Source organism: Saliphagus sp. LR7 (assembly GCF_003344565.1).
Lineage (GTDB): Archaea > Halobacteriota > Halobacteria > Halobacteriales > Natrialbaceae > Saliphagus > Saliphagus infecundisoli.
In genome coordinates this window covers 15,790-40,349 of record NZ_QPND01000022.1, presented here as the reverse complement: position 1 = coordinate 40,349, position 24,560 = coordinate 15,790, and the positions used below count along the sequence as shown (strand labels likewise).

At 57.7% G+C, this 24,560-nt stretch carries 18 protein-coding genes and 9 pseudogenes; 12 read left to right on the top strand and 15 right to left on the bottom strand.

Features of this window, described 5'->3' with window-relative positions:
* Position 1: 1 nt before the first annotated feature.
* The 5 genes and pseudogenes from DVH23_RS19660 to DVH23_RS25160 form a co-directional block, all read left to right on the top strand.
* Positions 2–1,474 carry a cytochrome ubiquinol oxidase subunit I gene (locus DVH23_RS19660; RefSeq protein WP_198668020.1) on the top strand — a complete coding sequence of 491 codons (1,473 nt, stop codon included), beginning with the start codon at positions 2–4 and terminating at the stop codon, positions 1,472–1,474.
* A complete protein-coding gene (locus DVH23_RS19655; protein WP_114579088.1) occupies positions 1,467–2,486 on the top strand; it encodes a cytochrome d ubiquinol oxidase subunit II in 1,020 nt (339 codons plus the stop codon). Before DVH23_RS19660 ends, DVH23_RS19655 begins: the two co-directional genes overlap by 8 nt.
* Positions 2,487–2,721: 235 nt before the next feature.
* Positions 2,722–3,120 (top strand): annotated as a pseudogene (locus tag DVH23_RS19650) (glutamate 5-kinase); the annotation flags it as partial.
* A 74-nt stretch (positions 3,121–3,194) separates the two neighbouring features.
* Positions 3,195–4,172 (top strand): annotated as a pseudogene (locus tag DVH23_RS19645) (ISH3 family transposase); the annotation flags it as partial.
* Positions 4,173–4,185: 13 nt separating this feature from the next.
* Positions 4,186–4,353 (top strand): annotated as a pseudogene (locus DVH23_RS25160) (gamma-glutamyl-phosphate reductase); the annotation flags it as partial.
* Positions 4,354–4,567: 214 nt separating this feature from the next.
* Here DVH23_RS25160 and DVH23_RS19635 read toward each other — a convergent pair.
* Positions 4,568–5,317 carry an SCO family protein gene (locus tag DVH23_RS19635; protein WP_114579086.1) on the bottom strand — a complete coding sequence of 250 codons (750 nt, stop codon included), beginning with the start codon at positions 5,315–5,317 and terminating at the stop codon, positions 4,568–4,570.
* Positions 5,318–5,410: 93 nt separating this feature from the next.
* On the opposite strand from DVH23_RS19635, the gene DVH23_RS19630 reads away from it, so the two are divergent.
* Positions 5,411–6,049, top strand: a complete 639-nt coding sequence (locus tag DVH23_RS19630) for a plastocyanin/azurin family copper-binding protein (RefSeq protein WP_114579085.1) — start codon at positions 5,411–5,413, stop codon at positions 6,047–6,049.
* Between the two features lie 6 nt (positions 6,050–6,055).
* Here DVH23_RS19630 and DVH23_RS24730 read toward each other — a convergent pair.
* The 5 genes and pseudogenes from DVH23_RS24730 to DVH23_RS19610 all read right to left on the bottom strand — a co-directional run.
* A pseudogene (locus tag DVH23_RS24730) lies at positions 6,056–6,455 on the bottom strand (cation transporter); the annotation flags it as partial.
* A 94-nt stretch (positions 6,456–6,549) separates the two neighbouring features.
* Positions 6,550–7,355, bottom strand: a pseudogene (locus DVH23_RS19620) (sulfite exporter TauE/SafE family protein).
* A gap of 19 nt (positions 7,356–7,374) precedes the next feature.
* The gene (locus DVH23_RS25070; RefSeq protein WP_255565289.1) at positions 7,375–7,503 is read right to left on the bottom strand and encodes a hypothetical protein; all 129 of its coding nucleotides are present in this window, start codon (positions 7,501–7,503) and stop codon (positions 7,375–7,377) included.
* 100 nt (positions 7,504–7,603) lie between these two features.
* Positions 7,604–9,403, bottom strand: a complete 1,800-nt coding sequence (locus DVH23_RS19615) for a polysaccharide deacetylase family protein (RefSeq protein ID WP_232833842.1) — start codon at positions 9,401–9,403, stop codon at positions 7,604–7,606.
* A gap of 88 nt (positions 9,404–9,491) precedes the next feature.
* Positions 9,492–9,941 (bottom strand): annotated as a pseudogene (locus tag DVH23_RS19610) (IS1595 family transposase); the annotation flags it as partial.
* Between the two features lie 81 nt (positions 9,942–10,022).
* Between DVH23_RS19610 and DVH23_RS19605 the strand changes: the two are divergent.
* The gene (locus DVH23_RS19605; protein ID WP_114579084.1) at positions 10,023–10,208 is read left to right on the top strand and encodes a hypothetical protein; all 186 of its coding nucleotides are present in this window, start codon (positions 10,023–10,025) and stop codon (positions 10,206–10,208) included.
* A 311-nt stretch (positions 10,209–10,519) separates the two neighbouring features.
* Here the strand turns inward: DVH23_RS19605 and DVH23_RS19595 are convergent, their stop codons facing one another.
* The gene (locus DVH23_RS19595) at positions 10,520–12,055 is read right to left on the bottom strand and encodes a lipopolysaccharide biosynthesis protein (RefSeq protein ID WP_232833841.1); all 1,536 of its coding nucleotides are present in this window, start codon (positions 12,053–12,055) and stop codon (positions 10,520–10,522) included.
* An 872-nt stretch (positions 12,056–12,927) separates the two neighbouring features.
* Here DVH23_RS19595 and DVH23_RS19590 point away from each other — a divergent pair.
* Both DVH23_RS19590 and DVH23_RS19585 read left to right on the top strand, forming a co-directional pair.
* On the top strand, positions 12,928–14,373 hold the full coding sequence (locus tag DVH23_RS19590; protein ID WP_114579083.1) for an MATE family efflux transporter: 1,446 nt from the start codon (positions 12,928–12,930) through the stop codon (positions 14,371–14,373).
* 56 nt (positions 14,374–14,429) lie between these two features.
* A complete protein-coding gene (locus tag DVH23_RS19585) occupies positions 14,430–14,888 on the top strand; it encodes a universal stress protein (protein WP_114579082.1) in 459 nt (152 codons plus the stop codon).
* Positions 14,889–15,000: 112 nt separating this feature from the next.
* Here DVH23_RS19585 and gdhB read toward each other — a convergent pair whose 3' ends face one another.
* The 3 genes and pseudogenes from gdhB to DVH23_RS19570 all read right to left on the bottom strand — a co-directional run.
* Positions 15,001–16,287 (bottom strand): glutamate dehydrogenase GdhB, encoded by a 1,287-nt coding sequence (gene gdhB, locus DVH23_RS19580; RefSeq protein WP_114579081.1) that lies wholly within the window; start codon positions 16,285–16,287, stop codon positions 15,001–15,003.
* Between the two features lie 2 nt (positions 16,288–16,289).
* A complete protein-coding gene (locus DVH23_RS19575) occupies positions 16,290–16,433 on the bottom strand; it encodes a rubrerythrin-like domain-containing protein (RefSeq protein ID WP_114579080.1) in 144 nt (47 codons plus the stop codon).
* Positions 16,434–16,808: 375 nt separating this feature from the next.
* A pseudogene (locus DVH23_RS19570) lies at positions 16,809–17,285 on the bottom strand (IS5/IS1182 family transposase); the annotation flags it as partial.
* A 77-nt stretch (positions 17,286–17,362) separates the two neighbouring features.
* Between DVH23_RS19570 and DVH23_RS19565 the strand changes: the two are divergent.
* Positions 17,363–17,641, top strand: a pseudogene (locus DVH23_RS19565) (transposase); the annotation flags it as partial.
* A 30-nt stretch (positions 17,642–17,671) separates the two neighbouring features.
* On the opposite strand, the pseudogene DVH23_RS19560 reads toward DVH23_RS19565, so the two are convergent.
* A pseudogene (locus tag DVH23_RS19560) lies at positions 17,672–17,995 on the bottom strand (TFIIB-type zinc ribbon-containing protein); the annotation flags it as partial.
* 86 nt (positions 17,996–18,081) lie between these two features.
* Positions 18,082–19,053, bottom strand: coding sequence for a deoxyhypusine synthase (locus tag DVH23_RS19555; RefSeq protein ID WP_114579078.1), 972 nt, complete (start codon positions 19,051–19,053; stop codon positions 18,082–18,084).
* A gap of 92 nt (positions 19,054–19,145) precedes the next feature.
* On the opposite strand from DVH23_RS19555, the gene DVH23_RS19550 reads away from it, so the two are divergent.
* Positions 19,146–19,889 carry a uroporphyrinogen-III synthase gene (locus DVH23_RS19550; protein WP_114579077.1) on the top strand — a complete coding sequence of 248 codons (744 nt, stop codon included), beginning with the start codon at positions 19,146–19,148 and terminating at the stop codon, positions 19,887–19,889.
* 71 nt (positions 19,890–19,960) lie between these two features.
* Positions 19,961–21,118 carry an MFS transporter gene (locus DVH23_RS19545; protein WP_114579076.1) on the top strand — a complete coding sequence of 386 codons (1,158 nt, stop codon included), beginning with the start codon at positions 19,961–19,963 and terminating at the stop codon, positions 21,116–21,118.
* 138 nt (positions 21,119–21,256) lie between these two features.
* Here the strand turns inward: DVH23_RS19545 and DVH23_RS19540 are convergent, their stop codons facing one another.
* From DVH23_RS19540 to DVH23_RS19530, 3 genes are all read right to left on the bottom strand, one after another.
* Positions 21,257–22,423: an MFS transporter gene (locus tag DVH23_RS19540; protein WP_114579075.1), complete on the bottom strand. Its 1,167-nt coding sequence runs from the start codon at positions 22,421–22,423 to the stop codon at positions 21,257–21,259.
* A 170-nt stretch (positions 22,424–22,593) separates the two neighbouring features.
* Positions 22,594–23,487 (bottom strand): NADP-dependent oxidoreductase, encoded by an 894-nt coding sequence (locus tag DVH23_RS19535; protein ID WP_232833838.1) that lies wholly within the window; start codon positions 23,485–23,487, stop codon positions 22,594–22,596.
* Between the two features lie 165 nt (positions 23,488–23,652).
* Entirely contained in the window at positions 23,653–24,528 is an 876-nt protein-coding gene (locus DVH23_RS19530) for a sulfurtransferase (RefSeq protein WP_114579073.1), read from the bottom strand.
* Positions 24,529–24,560: the final 32 nt, after the last annotated feature.

The window sequence follows — 24,560 nt, the reverse complement described above, 5'->3', positions numbered from 1 at the left end:
GATGAATTCAATCTCATCACTAGTCGCGACGACCGTCCTCGACACGGGAGTCGCTCTTGGCCCGGTGGTTACCTTCCTCCCACCCGAATTGGGGAGTCGACTACAGTTCGGCTGGACGATCAGCGTCCACATCCTCTTTGCCTCGCTCTCAATCGGTCTGGCGCCGTTCATCATATATTTCACATGGAAAGATGTCCGCCAAGGAGGCAAGCGCTACGCTCGACTGCGAGAGTTCTGGGTAGCCATCTTCGCAATTGGGTTCGTCATGGGGACGGTCACTGGCATCCCGATGAGCTTCCAGTTCGGAACGAACTTCCCGGTTTTCTCGGAGGTCGCCGGCGAGTTAATCGGGGGACCACTGGCGTTCGAGGCGAAGATGGCGTTCTTCCTCGAGGCTGTCTTCCTTGGGGTCTTATTGTTCGGCCGCGAGCGTGTCTCCGACCGAACCTACGTTTTGTCGTCGGTCCTCGTCGGAGTCGGTGCCTGGCTCTCGGGGTTTTGGATCCTCGTCGTCAACGCTTGGATGCAGACGCCCCAGGGGTTCGAACTCGTCGAACGAAACGGGCGAACGGTCGCACAGCTGACAGACCCGGTCGCGGCCTTCCTGACTCCGCGATTCCCGTGGATGTTTACACACATGATGAACGCAGCGGTCATCGCAGTCGCCCTCGGCGTCGCCGGGATCTCGGCGTACTTCCTCTGGTCGAACCGGGACGCCGTCGAGTGGGCGACGGCTCTCCGGCTCGCAATCGTCATCCTGCTGATTTCGGCACCGTTCCAGGCGATACACGGGGACGCCTACGCACGCCATGTCGAGGACACCCAGCCCCAGAAGTTCGCCGCGATGGAGGCCCACTACGATACCGGGCAGGCCGATCTCCATCTCATCGCGATCCCAGCGAGTCCTGACGCACTTCTCGATCCCCGCGCGGAAAACCTCTGGACGATCAGTTTACCGGGAATCGGCTCGTATCTCGCCAGCGGTGGTGACGCTGACGCCGAGGTACTCGGTCTCAACGAGTACGAGGAAATTCCGCCGGTTGCCCTCGTGTTCTGGGCATTCCGATTCATGGTGGGGCTGGGCTTTCTGTTCATCGGCCTCGCGCTCTGGGGAGGCAAGCTTCTCTGGCGGGGAACGCTTACTGAGAGCGACCGGTTTCTGCAAGCGATGATGCTTGCGTCCCCACTCGGGTTCGCCGCTATGCTCACCGGCTGGTACGTCACGGAAATCGGTCGCCAACCCTGGGTGATCCAGGGTACCCTTCGAACGGAGGAGGCGGTGTCGACATCGTTGACCTCTGGTGAGGTGACCATAACGCTCGTCGGGTTCGTAGTCCTCTATCTCGCCTTAATTGGGGCGTTCATCTACGTCTTGGCGTCGTTGATCGAAGGTGAACGGACCCGACTCGCCGACGACGAGTCAGGGCATGATTCCGTCTGGGAGAGCCTCCCGGTGGTGAGTAGTGATGACTGAGGTCGCCTTCGCTGAGGTCGCCTTTCTCCCCGTGGACCAGTATCTTCACCCCATGCTGCCGATGATCTGGTTCGGCGTCGTGCTTTTCTGTCTCACGATGTACGTCGCACTCGACGGCTTCGATTTTGGGATCGGGATCCTGTACGCCACCCGGACCGACGAGGACGACCGCGAAACGCTGCTCTCAGCGTTCGGACCGATCTGGGACGCCAACGAGGTCTGGATCGTCGCGTTCGGGACGACACTCCTCGCAGCGTTCCCGCCAGTGTACTCCCAACTGTTGAGCGAGCACTACCTGCTGTCGCTCGCAATCGTCATCGCACTTATTTTCCGCGGAGTCGCTCCCGAGCTCCGAGAACATCGAGACGACGACCAATGGCGACGTACATGTGATCGGTTCTTCGTGGCGGGCAGCACGCTCGCACCGATCCTTTTCGGTGCTCTCGTCGGAAGCTGGATGTTCGCGAGCGGGACGCTCGGGATCCCCAGTCTACTCACAAGCCTCGTCGTGGCCTCACTGTCCGTGTCAAGCGGCGCGGCATTCCTAGCGATGAAGACTCGAGGCTCGTTGCGTGCGGAAATGCGTCGCTATGGTATCGCGGCGACGGTCGCTTACCTGCTCGCAGTCGTCGCATTGCTCGGCGTCGCCTTCACAGACGACAGTGCTAGCGTCCCTGACCAGCTCTTGGCGGCGCCGACCCCAGTGATCGTCGGACTGACAGTCGTGGTCGGCGTAGGTGGCATCCTATTAGCTCACCGTGATCGCGCCCGTCTCTGGTTCGGAAGTACACTAACGCTCTCAGGATTACTCGGATCACTCATCGCCGTCCTCCTGTCCCCAACGATCTATCCAGCAGGTGGATATACGATTGAAGGAACCATCGTCTCGCCACTTGCGCTCAATCTCGTGACGGTTCTAGGACTCCCAGTTCTAGTATTGGTATTATGGTACTTCAAGTTCCTATATGGGGTCTTTCAGGGACCAATCGAAGGGGGTGGCTACGGTCACTGAATGATTGCTATCTTCTGAGTCGTAATTGCACTCCTCTCTATCCGTTGAGAGACCATCCAACCGGTCAAGACCGTCCCACAATTTATCGATACCGGGAAGGGCGATGTCGATATCGACTCTATCGGTGAGTACGGTCGCTGTATCTTTCCTGAGGATTGGAGACGGCCTGGGTTAGTCTGTGGTGAGATCTGGACACGTAGCTTCCCAGAGGTGACCGTCGGGATCAGCAAAGTAAGGAAAACAGTTCCTGCTCGTGTCTTCTGGAGCGGTCGGGACAGGGAATGGGTTGCTCAACCTCACAGACGAAACGGTCGAGGAATCACAGGCACTGTCAACAATTGGGCAACCACAACTCATGCGGGGATACACGGAGAGCTTCGAGAGGTTCAACCAGACCGTTGCACAGATCCTTCTGACAGAGACCGATCCCGAGAATCCTGGCCGGTTCACCAATTTCACGAATACCATCGAGACATTATTCGAATGGGATATCGTCCCGGTCATCAATGAAAATGATGCCGTTGCGACCGAGGAACTTCGCATCGGTGATAACGATATGTTGTCTTCGTCGGTCGCGATTGGCCTCAATGCGGACCTGTTGATAACGCTCACCGATGTCGGCGGCGTGTATACTCGGTAGTTCACATCGAATCAGAACGTAGTCAGGACTGATGAGATTACATTCTGAGAGAGCGTCTGGATGGATGTATGGAATTTCTCTATCATCCAGACACCGTTCTTACGGCCTCTGAGCTTGAAACGTTAGCGCTGGGTCTGCTCGCAGAGGTACCGATTCCCGGAGTCGAAGCCGCAGCCTTCGACTCTGGGATCATCCGAGAGACGCTCCTCCAAGCCGCTGTCGACCAGAAATCAATCAAAGCTGTCACCGACACTACCCGGAGAACGTACTCTGACGACTACACGCTTGCACAGCTTCACACCGTTCGGCCTGCTGAACTGGAAGCACTCGTCAATGACCTCTTCGTCCAACAGACGGCGATGATCCTCGGCCCGGCGCCGAGGATCATCTGCCTCGATTTCGTCGATATCCACTACCACGGCTGTCCACACGCTGACGCTGGCGAACTCTGCCATACGAAACCCCGCGATGGCACCTCCCAGTGCCATCGCTACCTCGCTGGATTCGTCCTCTGTCGGGCGAAACCGCTCATCGTCGCGGTCACACCCATCCGGAGTGACGAACCGAAGAGCGACGCGGTCGAGCGACTGCTCGACCACGTCGCAGCCCTTCCGTTCGAGATTGCTGCCCTCCTTGTCGACCGCGGGTTCTACGCCGGCGCGTCGATCGAGCGACTGGATGCAGTTGCACCAGTCGCTCTTCCGGTCATCCGCCGTGGGAAACAGATGGCCGCAAAACTGGACACGACGGTTTCCTACTGGACGGAGTACGTGATGTACGAGGGGAGCGAGCGGGAATTACGCTTCTCGCTCGCGGTCTGTGTCTCCTACCAACAGCGAAACCGAGGAAAACACGGCTTGCTCGTCCGGGCATACGTGGCGTGCGATCTGGCCGATCGCACGCCGAAAGAAGTCGAAGCCCTCTACCAGAAACGCTCAGCGATTGAGACAGCGTTCCGGACGATGCGCGAAGTGCGTGCACGGACAAGCACGACTGATCCAGTCGTTCGGTTGTTGTTCGTCCTCGTGAGCTTCCTGCTGCGGAATCTGTGGCTCATGGAAGATACACGCACGTGGTCCCGTTGGTCTCGAAGGGCTCACCACGTACCAGTACTACCTCGAAGGCGATGGACAGGTCGTCGGAACGTACGCTGGGACTGATGCGAAACCATTCGTTCACGATGACTTCGACGGCTCGTGGACTCCAGGGTCATTATCTAAACGGTAGCTGTCAAGGCTTCAGCGCGAAGCTCCGAGGCATCTGCCTCGGTAGGGTCGTGACTACGCCTATCTGATGTCTCAGAGCGAACCGCTATAGAGCAATCAGATACGGACTGACAATCACTCACTCCGCGGTAAAAGTATCCGAGATAAATCCAAGTGGGCGTTCTCGAATGGGCCAGAGATGAAACGGGCTCTTCAGCGGCTATTCGTAACTACGGTTAGTTGAAGCCGTTCCGCACGGTCTCGAGATCGTCGATGAGTGCCGCCGGCGTCGGCGTGTTGCTCCCGTCGTAGGCGCGTTCAACGTATCCATCCCGGTTGACGAGCAGCGTCAGGACGATGTGAACGAACGGTGCGTTGCTGCCATCGTGTTCCGTACTCTGCTGGTCGCCATCTGTCTGGGTGTCACTGTGGCCTTCTCGAGATTTCTGGTCATACGTCTCGGTCTTCTTGACGCCGACGCCGAAGATCCCGTTGACGACGTCGATCGCACGATCGAACGACGGCGGGCGAAGGAACTGCCAGTTGTCGGCCACGGGATCGGCACCTCGATCCGCACTGAACGTCCGGAGGCGCTCGGCAGTATCGAACTGGGGATCGAAGGTGATCGGAAGGAGAGCGATCTCGTGTTCGTACCCGTTTTCGGCGGCGTCCACCTGGACCTGTGCTAAATTGCTGGTGAGTACCGGACAGGGGCCCATACAGCGGGTAAAGACGAACGTGACGAGGACGTGCCGCTCGCTGTTGAACTCCGTCGTCGTCACCTCGCGATCGTGCAACGGCGATGGGAGCGTCACCTCGGGAAGCTGCTGATCGAACGCCGGAAACGAGAGGGCCTCGCTCTCCGCTCGTCGCCACTCTGGTTTGTCGAGGACCGTCGGGCCAGAATCGCGAAACGTACTGAGACATCCTGCTCCAAGAATCGATCCGACGGCCACAGTACCGCGAAGATAGGAACGCCGGTCCATGCATGACACTATTGAAGACGCGTATAACCCAGATCTGGTTTGATTGTCGAAAAGGGCACAAGGCCTATGAAAATCCTGCCCGGACGATGATGTATGTACAGACGGGAACTGCTCAGAGCGGTCAGCGGCGTGCTCGGTGCCGGTGTTGGTACGACTGCGATGGCCCCCGTCGGAGCCCAACAGGAAGGAAACGAGAGCGGTGGCGAGGGCGGCAGTGGGGAAGCGAGCGGCAACGGAAGTGACAGTGGTAATAAGACCGGAGGCGGTGGCAACGAGACCGGCGGTGGTGGGGGTGGAGCGACAGAGACGGTCAACGTCGTGGACAACGCGTTCGAACCCGAGGAACTCGCGATCGAACCGGGAACGACCGTGGAATGGGCCTGGCAAGGCACCGCAAACCAGCACAACGTCAACCCGACGTCCCAGCCGGGTGAAGCCAACTGGGAGGGTCATATGCCTTTGGAGAGCGGGGATTTCTCCTTCCAGTCCACGTTCGACGTAGAAGGCGAGTACGAGTACCAGTGTGACCCTCACGCGAGTCTCGGGATGGTCGGTACCATCACCGTCAGTTCCGGGGCGGGCTCGACAGCCGAAGGCCCAATCCAGCTCGTCCCCGACGCGGCTTGGACGCTCGTAATCGCTACCGTCGCGGGGATGCTCGCAACGCTGTCGCTTGCATACGCGTTCATACGCTTTGGTGGCTCGACTCCCAGCAGTAATCCCGAACGCTGATCAATAGGTGTAGCCGAGTCCGCTGATCGCCTCCTGGAGCTCGGACTCGGAGACGACGTTGGGGTCGTGGTCGATCCGGACCGTGTCGGTCACGTAGCTCGAGTCGGTGTTGCTCATGCCCTCGGTCGCGTCGCGGCTGACTCGATGAACGCCTCACAGGTCGCACAGTGCATCTCGTGGACCTTGAGACAGGCCCCTCGTGGTCGTCGGGGACCTCCCGATCGGTCCCCTCCGAGCGTTCGCGACGGATCTCTTTGGCCGCGATGTCCTCGACGTCCCCGAGCGCGTCGTGGACGTCCCGACAGCCCGTAAAATAGAAGCGGTTCCCCTCGTCGTCAGTGACGTGGCCTCCTGTGACGGGAAGTTCACACAGCGTACAGCCGGCGGCGTTTCTGTAATCGGTCATCTTGGTGTGGTTTCATAGGGTCGGTTGTAATCCTTTACCGATGAGCGCCAGAACGGGTCGATCGATCACCGAAAAATCGTTATGACCGACCCTATCAGTGGTTGGTGTGACCGCCCCGGCCATGCCGGAGACGTCGACCCCGTCGTAAAACGGGAAGCTGGGATGGGGTACATGGATTCCGATGCTCATCAATCCGTGAGCAAAGAGGATGTAACCGAGTGCAACGAAGGGGATCCCGAGCAGCCGGTGGACCCGCCGGCGGTGAACGGCGTCGACGGACTCGATGACTGTCCGTAAGCGAACACAGTCGGGATGGTCCCGACTCCGAGAGCGGCGAGGGCGATTGCGCCGCCGGTTGGCGAGCCGGTCGTGAACGCATAGAGATAGGCGGGATAGAGCACGGGACAGGGAAGCAGTCCATGGACCGCCCCGAGAGCGACGATCCCCGGCCCGTTCGCAAGGCAGTCGACGTGTGCGAGCAGCCAACCGCTCACCCGTTCGAGGCTGGGAATCGAGAGCCCCCCGGTGGTCCGCCCGGCCAGATAGTAGATCCCGGTCGTGATGACGAAGCCGCCGACGAGCAGGCCGACGCTGCCACGAAACAGTTCGAACGCCGCAGTCACCGACTCGGTCGTAACGAATAGTATGCCGCCGAGCGTGCGAAGGGGCCCCGATAATGGTGCAACTCGCCGCCCGCCCGAGATTGAACAGCGCATGCTGGCTGACCTCGAACGTCGTGAGGTGAGCCCCGCGGCTCTCGCGGTTCTTCCGGTTCCGATCCATCCGGTCAGAGTAGATCGTCACGAGCGGGCCACACATCCCGAGGCAATGGGCGCCGGCGAGGAGGCCGATAACTAAGAACAGCGCCACGTCGACCCCGAGGAACCTTAGTACGTCCACGGTCCGGTTCTTGTTTCGGCTATTGGCCTAACGAGGTAATGGGTTTCGTCTCACCGGCGTCTCCGGGGTCGGTCTTCGAGAGGCGGACCAGATGACCTCCGCCGATCCGATCGTACCTCACGGTCGTGATCGGGATGACGACGATCATGTGGTCGATCACGCGATCAACTGTGTGACGCTTCCCACGGGGCTATTCGCCGTCGATACCGGAGCTAAATCGCTTGGGCCAGTTGCGTGGAGCTGGCCGATTAATGATTCTCGGTCCGCATCTGCCAGAGGTCGTCGAAGGTGATCACCTCGACGTTATCGGTGTTGGTGATGTATTGGAGGAATTCCTCGTACTCACCCCCATTGATGGTGTTATCGAGGTCGAAGTCGTGGAAGTTGAGGATCGTACACTGGTTGTATTTGGCCGCAATATCGACACATTCCTTACAAGTTGCTAAGTCGTACCCGATCGTCCGGGGGAGGACGAGGGGGTCGAAGCCGTAGACGCCCGTGAGATTGGTGTTTCCGGACTGGTTGAAGCCGCCAGCATAGTAATAATCGCTGACGATGTCGAGAACGGTCGCGTCGAAGTCGTTATGGGGGAATGTGAGGAAGTTCGCGTTCTCGAAGCCGCTGTTGACCTTGAACTGCTTGTCGGTTTCGATGGTGTCCCTAAGTTCGTCGGGGTTCATCTCTCCAAGGCGGAGGTGGGAGCCGTGGCCGACGATCTGGTCGCCGGCCTCCTGGCGTTCTAAGAGTTCCCCGCGGGTCATCACGTCCTCGCGGCCGCCGATGATCCACTGGCGAACGACTGATTGGGCTGCGTTGACACCGTACTCATCATGCAGCGGTGAAGCTTCGTCGTAAAACCCCCGCGTCCCGTCGTCCCAGCTAAGTATGACGTAGCCAGAATCGGGTTGGTCGTGGGTACGGATGTCGTCGACCCAGACCTCGGCTTCCTCGCCTGTATGGTGGACCCGGACCTCGAGGGTCGAGAGGAAGTCCATCTCGGGAGGATACTCGTCTTCGGCGACGACACCGGGAGAGATGCGGAACCAGCCAGGATCGTCTCCGCGATACGTGATCGAGCGGAGCTGATAGGTTCGGGCGCTGCCGTAGACGTCGACGAACCGGAGTTCGACGGCGATATTGTTCGGGGTCGTCGTCCGGACAGCCATCGAGAAGTCTAGATCGGTTAGGTCCGGGTTGTCGCTTTCGAGGGCGCGCTCGATGACCATGTTCGCGCCCTCCTCTTCGGTATACATTCGGACGCTCTGGGAGCCGGTAAAGGAGACGTCGGTGTCCTCTTCGGCGTTGCCTTCCGTGATCGACCACGCCGAGAGGTCCTCGAAGTCGTCGAAGGAGTCGCCGGGTTGAGCGTACTCCTCGCGGCTGTTGTACTCTGTCTCAACGGCGAGGTCGCTCCCACCTTCCTCGAGGGGGACCGTCGTCTCGGCGTCGTCACCGTCGATTTCGATGGTTTCCTGGTTGTCCGCGTATTCCTCGGCGCTGGCGAGGACGGTGTACTCGCCGTCGGCTATCCCGGTGAACTCAACCGTGCCGTCGCCGCCGGTTTCGCTTTCGTACTCGCCAGAAGTGTCCGTATCTCCGCCGGAAGCCGTCTCGTTACCGGATCCGGTCTCGTTGGCGCCCGTTTCGTTTCTGGTCTCGTTGGCAGTCGTCTCGTTCCCGGCGTCACCTGCCTCCTCGGGAGCGTCTCCATCCGCGAGCTGGTCGCCCTCAAGCCAGACGGTCGCTCCCTCGATCGGATCGCCGTCCCCGGTCTCGACGGTTACGGAAAGTGAGTACCCGCCCTCGGTGTCGTCGGACTCGTTGCCCTCGTCCGTGCTGTTGTCCTCTTCTGTTTCGTTTCCGGCGTCAGTCTCGTTGGTGTCGTCGGTTTCGCTAGTCTCGTTTGTATCGTTACCCTCATTGTCGGTTTCGTTGGGATTTTCCCCCTCGTCGCCACCGCTAAAGGCGGAGCAGCCGGCGATTCCGGAGACAGCTGCGACCCCGGAGAGGGCGAGCATTCGGCGTCGTGTCGTCGACTCAGGAACCATTTGCTTAAGAGCCGTATGGGAGGATTATTATAGGTTCTGTATTTGTTCTAAGTTGAGAACCGAGGTTGATAGCCAAAACGTCAGCCGCTCATCCCGATACATCGTAACACAGTAGTTTCTCAAACCAGTCATCCGGTGAGTTGAGTTTCAGTGCGAGGAAGCCGAGGTATTTCTGGAGGTGGTGCTTCGAGACGCCCCTGAACTTCGCCAGCCACTGTCGAAGGAAGCTATGGCGGGTCTCGCAGGTATTGACGTGAACGTCTCCATTGGCGTATTCACCGTCGCCGTGGACGACGAATTCGCGGTCGAAGACGTCGTCTTTGTCAAGCGGCGGTTCGTAGGCTCGAAAGCCGTCGGTGTAGACGGTTAGCGACTCCTTTGTGCGATCAGCAAGCAGGAGTCGAATCGTCGATTCGTCCGCGGCTTTCGCTGGGAGCACGTAGCGGTTGCCGGTACCGCGATCAGCCAAAATGAAGACGGGTGGCTTGTCCTGCTCGCAGGTACCACGTCCGCGCGTGAACAGGCCACGCGAGCGCGATATAGTGATTCACAGAAGAATTGGGTATGGTCGTTTACGGTAAACTGGTGTTAATTTACCGTAACAATTCGAGGCCGAAACATGCCACCGGATGGCTATACGTCGATTACAGTCCCTGACGAGGTGTTTGAGCAGCTTACGGAGGTTATGAGTGAGTACGAGTGTGAGAGTATCGTCGACGCGGTTGCAGTCGCGTCGGCGATCGCACTCGAACGTGACGAGGCAGCACTAGTGGACCCTCCAGTAAGTTCCTACCCGGTTACGTAGCGAGTCCTACGGCAAACACGCGGGAAGTACTCTGCTGTCAAGAGTTCCGCTCAATCGATCAGATCTCTAACTGGGTACGGATTAACTGGAGGCTCCACTAGCCCGATTGCTCGCTCAGCGACTCGCCGAATAAGCACGCAAATCCCAGTGCTCCACTATTTATCGTACAAGTGGCCCAAATTACGGTAAGTATACCCAACACTTAGCTGAATCACTACGCCGTACAAGCGCGGGCCTGGTACCGTCAGTTCGGAGGAATCACGCTGATCGCCGCAGTCTACAACGTCGAACAGTCGGTCAAACAGTGAATCCTACGCCCTCTGCGGATTCAATAGAACCGCCCGGTACTGATCGAGGAGTTCTCGAACAACCAATCGATCCCGAGGATCGACACCGAGTATGTGGAGGGCCAGCACATAGGTAACCAGTCCACTAACACTTCCAATGACCACAGCGAAACTGCCAGATACACTCATTCGAACCCCCATCATCACGACCAATGTGATACCTCCAGCCGCAATGGGGGTGAAAAATGTTCGATCGAACGGCCACAGCCCCTCGAATCGTCGTAATAGGAGCACCTGAATCCCGTTCTGGACGGAAATCGCTAGCGACGTCCCGAGAGCGGCACCGACGAGTCCGAACTGCACAATGAATATGTACGTCAATACGACGTTGAGGACGGCGAGAAACCAGTCAAGTATCATCCGAGCATATTGATGGTCAGTCATCATCATGAGCCACCCGGTCGCACCGACGGCACTGCCGACGAACACGCCGCCGAGATAAACAATCAACGGGATATACCCCTGCGTGTACGTCGGCCCAAAGAGTGTGAGAAACTCTTCTCCGTAGACGAGAAAGACAGCGAGAATGGGGATGAGCGTCGTGATAATCAACCGCGTCACGGACGTATAGAGAGTATTGAGTAACGCGATTCGGTCGTTTGCGTACAGATCCGAGGCCACCGGGGGCAACAACTGGTTGAATGATCGGAGCGGTATCCACGCGATAGCGATCAACACGAGGAGGGCGTTGTATACGCCTGCTGCAACCGTCGTCAGTAGAGCTCCGACGAGCAGTACGTCGATCCGGCTTTGAAAGATCTTTCCGAGGCTGCTCATCGCCACGGGAGCCGCATACTTGTAGAACTGCCGAGCCTCGTTTCGGGCCCCACGCAAGGATGGCATGATTCCTGTTGAACGAATCGTGATCGGAACAGCGAGAACAGCCAGGATTCCTATGCCAAGCACAATCGCCTCAGTGACACCGACGACCGAGTATCCCAAAGAAAGGGCCGCGGTCGCACAGACCAGTCGAATCCCCGGCCGAAGCAATTTATTGAATGCCACCTCTCCACGGGCAGAGCCGACCGCACGAAACGTCCCAGAGACAACCATGATGACGCCGAGCACTACCACGAGGACGCCAAACCCACGTATTGTTGGCACGAACGCCGGCTGATCGACAGTGAGTTCGTTAATCCACGTCGCTGATACCCAGACGCTCACTGCCAATCCGAGACCGAACAGGACTGTAGTGGCGTACGCTAACCCGACTACGCCTGCCTGACGCTTGGGATCATCTTTGTACCCGGGGACGTACCGTTGGAGTGAGGGCACGCTTCCGAACGTCACAACCCGGGAGAGAAGCTGTGCAATCCTCCATGCCATCGCGTACACGCCATAGGCTGTGGGTCCAAGGCCTCGTGCCAGGATAATTTCGAGACCGGTTGTCAGTGCTCGCTGTCCTGAGATCCCCCCTGATGTAATGATAGCTCCACGAGCAATAGTCAAGAGCGCTTCTCGTTCGTTGTCAGGAACCGCCTTTCGATCGTTTTTTCCCACTCTTTCAGTTCCTATGAACGCGGGATTAAAAGTCGATCGTTCACAGGCTAGACGATGCCGATCTTGCGGTGCGGTCGCTCTCGAAGTCCGTTTCGTTATTGAGAGCGTGTCATACAATAGTTCCCAACAGTCATTATCCACGATCTCGATCCGAATGAAATCCAGGACTGACGAGACTCACCGGGTCATACGCGAAATGAAGGCTGTATAATCGCAGGTAGAGGGTATGAGGCGTATTCTATGACACGCTCTTATTGAGCTTAGCATGTTTATAGGGAGTCATAGAACAGTTGGAAGGTTTTCTACTATCGGTTGAGAGGTCTCCTACCACTGGTTCCGAAAACCGGCGAACATACCTACCTCACAGGTGGCCGCTTCACGGGTTGTTGCCGAGGTGTGTGAAAAATTCTATCACGATCTAATTTTATTATACATTTAATTATTTGAAAACTGGAGGGATGAGATGGACTCGAAATACAAAGAAGGATTCTCGTTCGGTCGATAACGCCAGCCGTGGGTTTCCGAAACTATGGATCACCGCTTCGTCGTCTTGACTTCCTGATCTAGTTCCGGGAGCCCTATCCAGTGACCGCCACGTCCGTTGAGATCTGGCAGACTTCGACAGCCTCAGCCCCCTTCTGGACGGCGCCGCGCGACTGACTCTCCTCTGGGATCTCACTGAAGCATTATCGAGATTGTGATGCCGGCCTCGTCTCGATCTGATTGGTGAACCAGACGTCGCCCATCTCTAATTTACCTTATCGACGGTGATCTGTTCGAAGTAAAAGCCGATCTCATCCGTGACGACCCGGTGGCTCTTGCCGGGTCGCGAAGAGCCTTTCGCGGGGATAGCCGAGCGAAGAGAGTACGTAGTGTCACGTTATCCAAACCCGCTTCGACTCGTAATCCTCGCGATCGGTCTCGGGCTCGCCCGTCTCGGTCTGATTGACCACGAGCGCGCGGTTCGAACGACCGATCTCGCCTGGCCGCGGATCGTCACCGGGCTTGCCCGGATGTCCAAGAGCGCAATCGACGTCGCGATGGTCGGCGTCGCCGTCGGCACGTCGGCGGTCGCAGGCGTAGGTTTTGCGGGCCCGTTCTACGGGCTCGCGTTCGTCGTTGGTGGCGGCGTCGCCGGCGGGACAATCGCTTTAGTCTCTCAGCGGTACGGCGCCGACGCCCGCGAGGAACTCGGGTTGGCGGTCAGAGCGAGCACGCTGCTCGTCGTGCTCATCAGCCTCCCGGTTACTGCGATCTTTTGGCTCTATCCCCACGAGTTGATCTCGCTGTTGAGTAGCAACGAGCGCGCAATCGAATTAGGAGCGCGGTATCTGGGGATCGTCGCGCTTGCGGTTCCCTTCGCCGGGTTGAACATCATGGGTGGGCGCGTCCTCATTGGTGCTGACGACGCCTACACCGCGATGCAGCTCCGGGCCGGTGGCGCTGTCTCGAACATCGTCTTGAACGCCGTGTTCATCTTTGGGTTCGGCTGGGGAGTCGCTGGTGCCGCATTGGGGACAGTCCTCTCGAACGTCGTCGTGACGGTCGCCTTCGCTGCCGGACTCTCTCGGGGGCAGTTTCCCGGGATCGGCGACTTCCCGGTTCAGATCGACCCGTTCGGGAGCTACGTTGACTCCGCTACCCTCAGGGGCTTGGTCGAGATCGGGGCACCGGTCGGCGCACGCAACCTCGTGTGGATCGCTGCCGAGTTCCCCATGCTCGGCATCCTCGACATCTTTGGGGAGACGACCGTCGCAGCGTTCGTCATCGCGCGGCGCATCTGGGGACTAATGAATACACCCGGCTGGGGTTTTGGCCTCGCAGCGTCAAGCCTCGTTGGTCAGCACCTCGGCGCTAACGAGGATGCAGTCGCGGAGGCCTACGGCAGGGAAATCATTCGGTTTTCGGTCGCGACATACCTCGTCTCGGCACTGATCGTCGCCGCTTTCGCATCCGAGATCGTCGGCTTGTTCGCTGACGACCCGACCAGTCCCGAGGTCCCGATCGCGGTCAGTCTTGTCTACGCGGCCTGCGTTGCGGTTATCTTTCAGGGTGTTGCGGGCGCGGCGGCTGGCCCCCTCGATGCAAGCGGTGATACGCGAGTTCCGTTCGTCAGCCAGTTCATTGGGATGTTCGGTGGCTCGATCCCCCTTGCCTATCTCGGCGCGACGACCGATCTGGGTTACTGGGGGCTCTACCTCGCGTTCCTCGCAGAGACGACCGTCCCCGCGGCCATCAATTACCTCCGGTTTCGGACCGGCAAGTGGAAGGCGATCAGCGAGAGCTACCGGCCCGAGACAGCCTCCGCCGACGATTAACAGCTCCCGGCTCGAACCGCCCCAACCTTCTAATAATCGTCCACTCATCAATCGATATGGATCGACCGCTCGTGGTCACCGATTCAAGTGATCGTGTCGTCGACGTCATCGAGGAAGCCGGAGAGCTCGCAGAACTCTCGGGAGTTCCTCTTACCGTTCTAACCGTCGTCACTGAGGAGGAGTACCAGAACGATGCCGAGGTGCTGGGCGCCATCGCGGACATGGAGGGCTCCTCGTACAGCGTCGAGCCGGCGACGTATGCCCAGGAGGTCGCCGAGACCGCCATCACCGACCTGCTCACCGATCGGGACGTCGAGACCGAGGCCGTCGGCCGGTATGTCGACGACGACAGCGACCGTGCCGACGCGATCATCGAGGTTGCCGAGGAGCGCGGCTGTGACTACGTTTTCCTCTTAGGACGCCGGCGCAGTCCGACGGGAAAGGCAATCTTCGGTGACACTGCTCAGGCAGTCATCCTCAACTTCGACGGCTACGTCGTCACCACAGCCCGATAACAGATCTCTTAGGGCCTTCACTCACGCACCGACCCCATCCAACAGTTACCCGAGCGTGGACCTTACGCGAGTCAACCAGAAATTGATCGTCTGGAGGCGGAGGTCCACTCTGTTATGGCCAGAGACCTCGGACTTCGTGGGCTTCCCCGACTCGCGAGAGCGCGACGATGTAGGCCGCATCGCGCCAAGTGACCTCTCGGTCCTCGAACTCAGCCCGAACAGCCTGCCAGGCCGAGCGCATCTCCGCCTCGAGTTCATCGTTGACCCGTTGTAAGGACCACGCTCGCCGGTTGATATCCTGAAGCCACTCGAAATAGCTCACTGTGACCCCGCCTGCGTTCGCGAGGATGTCGGGGATCACCTGGACGCCCCGGTCGGCGAGGATCGCGTCCCCCGTCGAGGTCGTGGGGCCGTTCGCGCCCTCAACGACGATATCGGCGGCGACCGAATCGGCGTTGTCCTCCGTGATGACGTTGCCCAGGGCCGCGGGGATGAGCACGTCGACGTCCAGGGTGAGCAACTCCTCGTTCGTGATCACGTCGTCGGCGTGGTCGGTGACGGCTTCGGGCTCCTCGTCGTGAGAGGGGACCGATTTGGTGTCGATTCCGTCGGGGTCATACATTGCACCATTGACGTCGCTTATCGCGACGATCGTGGCACCCCACTCATCGAGCAGGCGGGCAGCGTTTGATCCGACGCTGCCGTAGCCTTGGACCGCGACGGACGTCTCCTCAAGGGGACGATCGTAGTGTTCACAAACTAACTGTGTGATAATGGCAACACTACGACCTGGTGCCTCCTCGCGGCCTTCGCTGCCGCCGATCACTGGGGGCTTGCCGGTGACGACGCCCGCGATGGTTTCGCCTTCCTGCATCGAGTAGGCGTCCATCAGCCATGCCATCGTCTGGGGATCGGTGCCCATGTCAGGGGCGGGGATGTCGATGGTCGGACCGATGACGTTCCGCAACTCCTCGGCGAATCGCCGGGTGAGACGCTCCTTTTCGTCGCTGCTAAGTTGCTTGGGATCAACGGCGATGCCGCCTTTGGCTCCGCCGAAGGGGAGATCCATCACCGCACACTTCCAGGTCATCCACATCCCGAGACCAACGCACTCATCCCGGCTCACGTCGGGATGGTATCTGAGCCCGCCCTTGTAGGGCCCGCGGACACTGTCATGGTGGGCCCGGTACCCGGTAAACATCTCGACGGTCCCATCATCGCGCTCGATGGGGACCCTCACTTCATGGACCTTCGTTGGATGCTTCAGGCGCTCGACGATATTCGGATCGATCTCGAGGTGGCCAGCGGCGTGTTGAAGCTGCCGGCGAGCCGTCTCGACGGCTGGCTCAGGCTCACTTGAGTCCGCGGGTGTCTCGGGAAGCCTGGATGGGGAAGCCATCGTTACTCAATAGGGGTCCATCGATTGCGCATCGAGCCGCCACAGTCCGGACAAGTACCGGGATTGTCCTCTGCGACGATGATGGTGCCACACTCGAAACACTCGTAGGGGCTTGCTTCGTCGGAGTCGATGTCGACGTCTCTCATTATGATCAGGCCGCCGGTCTGTGACCGGGGCTCGGTAAAACAATACTAAGTGTATAAGGGTAACTCTGCCGGGTGATAATCGAACCACCAATTCAATTGGGGTTGATTATTGAACCCTCAACTAATCCTACTTCCGCGGTTTAGCCAAAAAGGCGGTTCGAGGTCGTTTTCGGGTGTTACAGAGGAAGTCCCTCCGTAGCGTCTGGGTCGATTCAGGATGCTGGGTTCCCGCGCGGGCTTCGCGGTGAAAGCATGTCTAATCGATGACGTCCTCCTGGCCTGTCAATCGAAACCGATAGACTGCACTGCCTCCCAAGAGACCGTGCTACTCGTTCAGATGGAACCGTGGAAGTAGGACTAAGCTGTGGCAACTGGGGTTGTGCAGTGGACGTCGAGGATCGCTTGCGAATCTGTATCCACGAGTTTCGTGGCTTCGATCGTCTAAACACGGTAATTCGTTCGTTGGCAGTAATGCTTGCTCGCACTTGATCGATCGTAGTAGGTCGCGTCAACGACAACGTGATCGGACGCGTTGTGCAGCTGCGCCGAGTGGCGCAGTAGCATTCGCCAGACGTCGATCGTAATTCGGTCGAACCAATTATACAACGTAGACGGATCAGGGAAATCGGCCGGTTCAAGGCCGATCCCCCCGAGTATTGGCGTCATCGTCGCGAGAATGTCCAGACTCATCTCGTAGGACTTGCCGAGGAAAATCCGCATCCCGTGGAGCGAAATCATTGCGTATTCTGCGAACCTGCCGCCACCTTCCGGGGCGGCAGGTTCGCCAGCATCGTCGGAATAACTTTCTGCGAGCGAGACAAACTCCTCTGCGAAGCGGGTGGTGACGTTCATAGCAATCGCCACTATCCCGCTTCAATTCCTTTGATCTACTGCCGTACCCCGACGCCGTCTAGTGATTCAACGGAGCCGTCTATACCGATGGCTTTCGAGCCTACGAACCGCTTGGCGAAGACGACGCCTTCACCCGCGAATACGTCGTCCACGGCGACGGTGAATACGTCGCTGGAGACGTTCACGTCAATACCTGCGAGAGCCACGGATCGCTGGTGCGATCCTGGCTCTCGCCCCATCGAGGTATCTCCAAGGACAAGCTCACGCCGTATCTCAGAGCGTTCCAACTCCGCCATCAAGTCTTGCGAAAACCGGGAGAAGAAGCACTCAAGACCATCCTCGAAACAGCGCTATGAGTCACCAACAATCTTCGCCACAAGAGCGTTTGATGAAATTGCGCGACCGTATGCGTCTTTATCCTTCCATTCGATTTGGGTGGTCAAGCCCTCATCATGGATCGTGTTGGTGATTGGAGCATCGACCCGCGACTTCTCCTGGCGTTCTTGATGGTTGAATGCTCGCCATTCTGGGCCAGAGTCCACTAGCTCGTCTTCGATAACGAGTCCGCACTCTTCACAGATTTGTTCCCCTTGGCTAGAGTGTTGGACGATCTTGCCCGATTCGAATTCTGAACAGGTAGTACTTTCAGTTTCGCCGTCTGATCGCTCTGTTTCGTGCTCCTCGTCGTCGAGCCGCACAGACCAAACCATTGATTCTAACAGTGGAACCACTGAATATAAAGTTTAAATCAACCTCTAACAATCTTTAACTGGAGTTGTCAGGACCAGAACGGCAGTTACCTGAAAGCTCCGGCCACAAGCAGTGGGAAGACCAGTGTCGCCTCTGCTTCGATCAGCGTATAGTTCGCTCGCTCTTCCTTGATTTTCCCCCATGAAACTGCCTCGTTCGGTGGTGCGCCCGACAGCGACCCATCACCCTCCATCCCCGTCGAGATGTAAACGACGTAATCCGCCCCGCCGCGAAAGAGGTTCGTCATGATCGCATGGTGTTTCGGAACACCACCGCCGACGGCAATGAGCCCCGTCGTGTCTGCAAGCAACCCGGCCTCGATGAGTGAGTCGTAGTCGTCGAGTATCTCGATACCGACGTCTGAATCGTGGCCCTGGCGATAATAATAGAGGAAGTTCCCGACCTCCGCGTCAGTCAGCGCCGGACAGTACACCGGCACGTCGTTATCCGCTGCCTGCTTCAATACCGAGTCCTCGTCGTCAATCGTCTTTCCTAACTCTCGTGCAAATGCCGTTGGCGTTCGGACCTTCTCCTCCGCAAAGAAGTCGTCGAAAAAGTCGTTCAAATACTCCTCTAACCACACATACCGATCGGATGGGACGAAGAGATTACCGAGCCGATTGATGCCGCGCTCACGAAGTGCTGCCTCGTCTGCGTTCCATTCGCCCATCTTGAACGGTTTGGAAGTTTTGATGACATCTTCGGTCAGCGAACCGGATGTCGTGATAAGAACGTCAACGCATCCTTCTTGCACAAGATACGCGACGATTTCCCGTAATCCCGATGAAATGATGTTCGAGGTAAACGTGAGATAGACAGTGGCGTCCGCCTCCTGCATGCGGTTGGCGATATCGATAGCTTCCGCGAGTTGTGTCGCTTGGAATCCCGTCGTTGCGTAGGCGTCGAGCATCTCGTAGAAGTCAAACTCGCCGCGAAAGTCGTAGCCTTGAACGTCAGGCGTATTGAGTTCCTCTTCACTCCCAGGGACGACATGGTCGTGTGAGTCGTCGTTGTCCATGCACTTGGATAACCAGACCGATGATTTGAAGACTCGGATTCGGTCGCGTGATTCTCGGTACACCCAAGGCCATCAACGATGGAGTATCTACTATGCCCAAGCCGACGGTGGCTGTCCTCCGCCCTGATGATACTCGTATTGAGGAGGCGATCCACTATCTTCAATCACTAGGTGTTACACCAATCGCAGATTCGATGCTGACCATCTGTCCGACGGGGAAACAGCCTCGTGAGGCGGAGTATTGCATCTTCACCAGTACGACTGGAGTCGAACTCGCTGTAGAGCGTGGATGGAAGCCAGATGGGGAGACAGTGTGTGCAATCGGTCGACAGACCGCGACCGCGCTACGAAATCAGGCGTACTCGGTTGATGTGGTCCCGTCGACGTTCACTTCCGCAGGACTCGTCGAGGAATTGGCAGACGAGGTTGGAGGGAAGACCGTCGAGATCGCCCGGAGTGCACATGGAAGCGATGTCTTGGTCCGAGGGCTAGAAGAAGCTGGTGCAGCTGTCCATGAAACTCAGTTATACCGATTGGAGAAACCGAACACAGCTGGTCGATCAGTCTCGCTTGCAATCGATGGTCAATTGGATGGGCTACTATTTACGTCACCCAAAACTGTCGACCACTTCCTCGAGATTGCTATGGAAAAAGACAATGCGGCGGAACTCAAACGTGGGTTAAACGAAACGGTCATCGGCGTAATCGGCGCTCCGACGGGACGTGCGATACGTGACAATGGGCTAGAGATCGATATCGCACCGGAGTCAGTGGATTTCGAGCAATTAGCCCGACTCACTGTCCAAGAGGTCAGAAATGAGGCATCAAGCAGATGAGTGGCCTCGCCGAGCGTGCACGAGAGATTCTTGGATTCTCTCGATGGTGGCAAATCATCGCAGCAGCTGTAATGATGGCGTTGGTCAGCCCGTACCAGTACGTCTGGTCCTCAATCGAGGGCCCACTGGCAACGGACTTGTCCATCCCACTCCCGGCACTTGGACTCGTCTTTACGCTGTTCGTCGCCTTTCAATCGCTCTCACAATTCCCTATCGGGTGGTGGCGAGATAATCACGGTCCCCGTCGAATCAGTCTTCTTGGCGGCGTTCTCGCCGGTGGCGGCTACCTTGGGCTCGCGTACGCGACTGCTATCTGGCAGATATATGTGCTGTATTCGCTCGGCGCCGTGGGTGTCGGCATCGTATATACAGTCGCAATCAATTCCGCGCTGAAGTGGTTCCCCGATTATCGAGGACTCACGACCGGGATCGGAACCATGGCGTTTGCTGCTGGAAGTGCCGTATTCATTCCCTATATCCGTGCCAATGCAACACCAGGGGCGTATTCTAGCGTCCTCAGAAACATGGGCGTCCTCATCGGGTTCGGCGTTATCTGTGGCGCAGTCGTCCTCCGTGACCCACCAACTGGCTGGAACAAAGAAACGTCGCCCACCGCTGCGACAGCTGGAGACCCAGTAACGACGGAGAACGGAGGATTCACCTGGCGTGAGATGATTCGAACGTGGCAGTTTTGGACGTTACTGGGCATGTTCGCCTTCGTGAATACGGCGGGACTGATGCTGACTGCAAAGGTCGTTTCGTTTGCTCAGAAGTTTGGACTCACAGCGGTTGTTGGAACTGCCTCTGCAACAGTACTCGCTCTTGTCGGCGGGATCAGTCGAGTTGTGGTGGGCGGCGTTTCCGATTGGGTCAACCGCAAGTGGGCGATCGCAATTTCGTCAATCTTGACAGGAGTTGGCTTGTTCTTGCTCGTCTGGTTCGGACAGATTGGTTCCGGTCTGGGATTCATCCTCGCCGTCATCATTGCGACGTTCTTCTGGAGCCCGCAGTTCGCCCTCTTTCCAAGCATCGTCGGTGACTACTACGGCCAAGCACACTCTTCGACTAACTATGCGTTGGTCTATCTCGGAAAAGTCGGTGGGGGCGTCGCTGGCGGTGTACTCGCTGGTGTCCTCATCACGATGACATCCTGGTCGATGACGTTCCTCGTAGGTGGTGTATTGGCGGTCGTTGCGGGATTCAGTGCATTCCTTCTTCGACCGCCATAAATTTCGAAGTGAATCAGATTCAGCGAGTACCGACGTGAAAGTAGTAATATAATTCTTCCACTATTATATTTCCAAACAGCACTGTTTAGGTTTGGAAAGAATTTCCTGTCTATAGGTGAATGAGTGGGTATAAAAATGTCATAAACGATTGGCTGTGAACCAAGTTATTCCAATGACAAAGGCACCGGCGCCGGAAACCAATAGTGTTCGTTGATACCCGAAGACGGTTGCAGCTCCGACACTAAGCGGCGGGCCGACCGTCGTGCCAAGTCGAAGTACGCTCGTTCGAATACTCATGATACTCCCGCGAAATTCGTCCGGTGCTCGTTCGTTGAGTGCAGTATCGGTAATCGGTTCTGCGAGACCCTGGCCGAGACCGAACAGTAAGAGTGCGCCAGCAACGACGTAAATAGAGTCCGCCACGGCAACGATGGCGAGTCCGACCCCGTAACTTACGAATCCGAGCGCGATCGATTGGAAGCTCGTGAGCGACCGAAGCACGCGATCACCTTGCATTGCTGTCGCTCCCATCGTGACCGCGGGTAATCCCACGAGAACGCCGATACCGGCTGAGGAGAGATGGTATTCATTGGCGAGCAGAAACGGAACGGCAGTGAGTTGCGCACCATAGAGGATGACGAAGATACCGAAGATTGCGAGATAAAGCACGACAAACGGAGTCATTGATGTGGGTCCAGTGAGGAACGCACGGATACTCGAATTCGTATCGTTCTCGTCGCGCCGTGGTTCCTCGAGCAAGGTTATGCCGGGTACAGCGACGAGCAGTGCGAGGAGGAAACACGCAAAGGGAGCCGACCAAGCGACTGTTGCGAGCGCACCGCCGAGGAGCGGATAGCCAGCAGCACCCACCGCGAGAATCGCCGCGTTGGTCCCAATCAGCACTCGCCGTTGTTCACCGGAATAGAGGTCCCCGAGGAGTGTGACAGTGAGCATCGCGATCGCACTACTCGCCGTGCCCTGGATCGCTCGCAATGCGAGAATCAGGGTGAAATCGGAAATGAAAATGATACCGCCCCCACTGAGTCCGAAGACGATGAGTGCCGGGATTAAAATCGGTTTCCGACCGATGCGGTCGGTTAGCAGTCCAATCGGGAGTGTGAGAAAAATTCCGGGGAGCGTGAACGCCGACAGCAAGAGGCTGGCTTGTGCCTCCGAAATGTTCCACGCCTCCTGTACCGCTGGGAGTACAGGGCTGATGAGTGAGACACCCATGACAGCGACGAGCGTACTCGCGAAAATCACGGCTGCTGCTGGCGAGTTCCGGAGTTTCCGTATCCATTCCATGTGTTCTATTACTCTCTCGGTAAGTGCACCCCGTAAGTCATCCGCTACAGGGCGATGGTCACGTTGATCGGTGTTGGAGGATTAGATCTAATATTATTGTCACAAGAATTGAGGTGGTAGTTCCACTCGATATTGGCTGTAAATCCCAATTCAATGTACGACACGCCGAATCACGCTACGTTGAGAACGAGTTTCCCTTGTATGTGTTCTGTCTCACCTATTTCGTGTGCCTGAGCTGCATTTTCGAGTGGGAATTCGGCACTGATTGTGGGACGTACTTCCCCGGCGTCAATCAGTTCGTTAATGGTGGTTAGCAGCGATGGGGAATTCGACCGCCCACTTACCACCTGTACATCGATGTCGTGGTTGTTGGTGAGCGCTCCGGATGGTTGTCCAACGACTGAAACGAGCACCCCATGTTCCTTGAGGACGTCAACTGAGCGTGCTGGGATTTCACCCCCGACTGTATCCACGACGATATCGACATCGCCAATCACTGACTCAAAGCGCTCTTTGCGGTAGTTCACGAACTCGTCGACGCCTAACTCCCGGAGATAGTCTTCGCTGTACCCCGACGCCGTAGCGACTACCTCTGCCCCTTTCCACTTCGCCAACTGGACGGCCATGTGCCCGACGCCCCCGGCTGCGCCGTGGATTAAGACCCGCTGGTCGGCCGTGCAGTTAGCATACTCGAATAACGCTTGCCAGGCGGTCTGTGCGACGACCGGCACGCCAGCTGCCTCTCCGTGATCGAGCGTTTCAGGCTTCGGGGCTAGCTGCTTGGCAGGTGTGGCTGAATACTCCGCATAGGAACCCAACTCCGGGAACCCATTGACACCGAACACTGCGTCGCCTGTCTCAAATTCGGTAACTGACGCGCCGACCTCCTCGACGACGCCTGAAACATCCATCCCGAGAACGAGCGGAAACGGATTCTCGGGCAGCATCGACGCCATCGACATTCCCTGGCGAATCCGCCAGTCGACTGGATTGACACCCGCTGCGTGAACCCGAACGAGAACGTCATCATCGAGCAGGTCCGGGCGGGGCGCATCCTCGTACATGAGAACATCCGGCGAACCGAACTCATGCATACGAACAGCCTTCATCCTATCCGTCACTTGGAATCATTCCTCAGTAGGTAACTCCGAGCTACAGAATCTTAACCGCTCTTCATCAGAATCACTCGATCTCGGAGAATCTCTTGTCAGCAATGTTTATAAACCGACTTATTCTCGTTTGATGGCCGCGCGTTGGCCTTTCTCGATCGGTGCCCCGACTGTGTTCCCCCACTCGACCCATGACCCGTAGTAGTTCCGGACGTCCTCGTACCCGAGCACCTCGTGGAGAACAAACCATGTCAGTGCAGACCGTTCACCGATGCGGCAGTACGTGATCACGTCCTCGGTTTCGTCAATACCGTGTTCTTTGTACATCGATCGGAGTTCGCCTTCAGGTTTGAAACAGCCGGTACTCTCGACGACCTGATTCCACGGAATATTACGCGCACCGGGAATATGCCCACCACGCTGGACGCCCTCATTCCACCCGGGCGGGGCGAGTATCTCACCACGGTACTCCTCGGGTGTTCGCACGTCGACGAGTGCTGTTTCCCTCTCGATCGCATCCATGACACCGGGACGGTCAGCTCGGATGTCCAGCTGGTTCTCATCGACCACGTACGACTGCGACGTAAACTCCGGCACCTCGGTCGTGAGCGGCGCATCGCGCTCCTCCCAGAAATCCCGTCCTCCGTCGAGCAGACGGACGTCCGCGTGCCCGTAGTACGTGAAGAGCCAGTAGGCGTGCGCTGCGAACCAGTTCATCATATCTCCGTAGATGACGACTGTCGAATAGGGGCGGATGCCAAGCGCACCCAGAAGTTCTTCAAACGCCGCTTCGGATGGCACATCGAAGGTCGTCGGGTCCTGAAGGTCGGTTCGCCAGTCGACCTTGCTCGCACCGGGGATATGTTCGTGCTCGTAGTTGCTGGGATCGATGTCGACTTCAAGTAAACGTATCGACGGGTCATCTTTCTGCACCTCGTCAAGTCGGTCGACGAGCCACCCGACAGAGACGACTGCATCGGTGGAAGAAGTAGTCATATCCGTGGATTAGTCGGCGCACGCATTAATCT

Bases quoted from the DNA above. Each gene is read 5' to 3' on its own strand.
- DVH23_RS19660 (WP_198668020.1), top strand. From the start codon at position 2: ATGAATTCAATCTCATCACTAGTCGCGACGACCGTCCTCGACACGGGA.
- DVH23_RS19655 (WP_114579088.1), top strand. From the start codon at position 1,467: ATGACTGAGGTCGCCTTCGCTGAGGTCGCCTTTCTCCCCGTGGACCAG.
- DVH23_RS19635 (WP_114579086.1), bottom strand. From the start codon at position 5,317: ATGGACCGGCGTTCCTATCTTCGCGGTACTGTGGCCGTCGGATCGATT.
- DVH23_RS19630 (WP_114579085.1), top strand. From the start codon at position 5,411: ATGTACAGACGGGAACTGCTCAGAGCGGTCAGCGGCGTGCTCGGTGCC.
- DVH23_RS25070 (WP_255565289.1), bottom strand. From the start codon at position 7,503: ATGATCGTCGTCATCCCGATCACGACCGTGAGGTACGATCGGATCGGC.
- DVH23_RS19615 (WP_232833842.1), bottom strand. From the start codon at position 9,403: ATGGTTCCTGAGTCGACGACACGACGCCGAATGCTCGCCCTCTCCGGG.
- DVH23_RS19605 (WP_114579084.1), top strand. From the start codon at position 10,023: ATGCCACCGGATGGCTATACGTCGATTACAGTCCCTGACGAGGTGTTT.
- DVH23_RS19585 (WP_114579082.1), top strand. From the start codon at position 14,430: ATGGATCGACCGCTCGTGGTCACCGATTCAAGTGATCGTGTCGTCGAC.
- gdhB (WP_114579081.1), bottom strand. From the start codon at position 16,287: ATGGCTTCCCCATCCAGGCTTCCCGAGACACCCGCGGACTCAAGTGAG.
- DVH23_RS19575 (WP_114579080.1), bottom strand. From the start codon at position 16,433: ATGAGAGACGTCGACATCGACTCCGACGAAGCAAGCCCCTACGAGTGT.
- DVH23_RS19555 (WP_114579078.1), bottom strand. From the start codon at position 19,053: ATGGACAACGACGACTCACACGACCATGTCGTCCCTGGGAGTGAAGAG.
- DVH23_RS19550 (WP_114579077.1), top strand. From the start codon at position 19,146: ATGCCCAAGCCGACGGTGGCTGTCCTCCGCCCTGATGATACTCGTATT.
- DVH23_RS19545 (WP_114579076.1), top strand. From the start codon at position 19,961: ATGATGGCGTTGGTCAGCCCGTACCAGTACGTCTGGTCCTCAATCGAG.
- DVH23_RS19540 (WP_114579075.1), bottom strand. From the start codon at position 22,423: ATGGAATGGATACGGAAACTCCGGAACTCGCCAGCAGCAGCCGTGATT.
- DVH23_RS19535 (WP_232833838.1), bottom strand. From the start codon at position 23,487: ATGTACGAGGATGCGCCCCGCCCGGACCTGCTCGATGATGACGTTCTC.
- DVH23_RS19530 (WP_114579073.1), bottom strand. From the start codon at position 24,528: ATGACTACTTCTTCCACCGATGCAGTCGTCTCTGTCGGGTGGCTCGTC.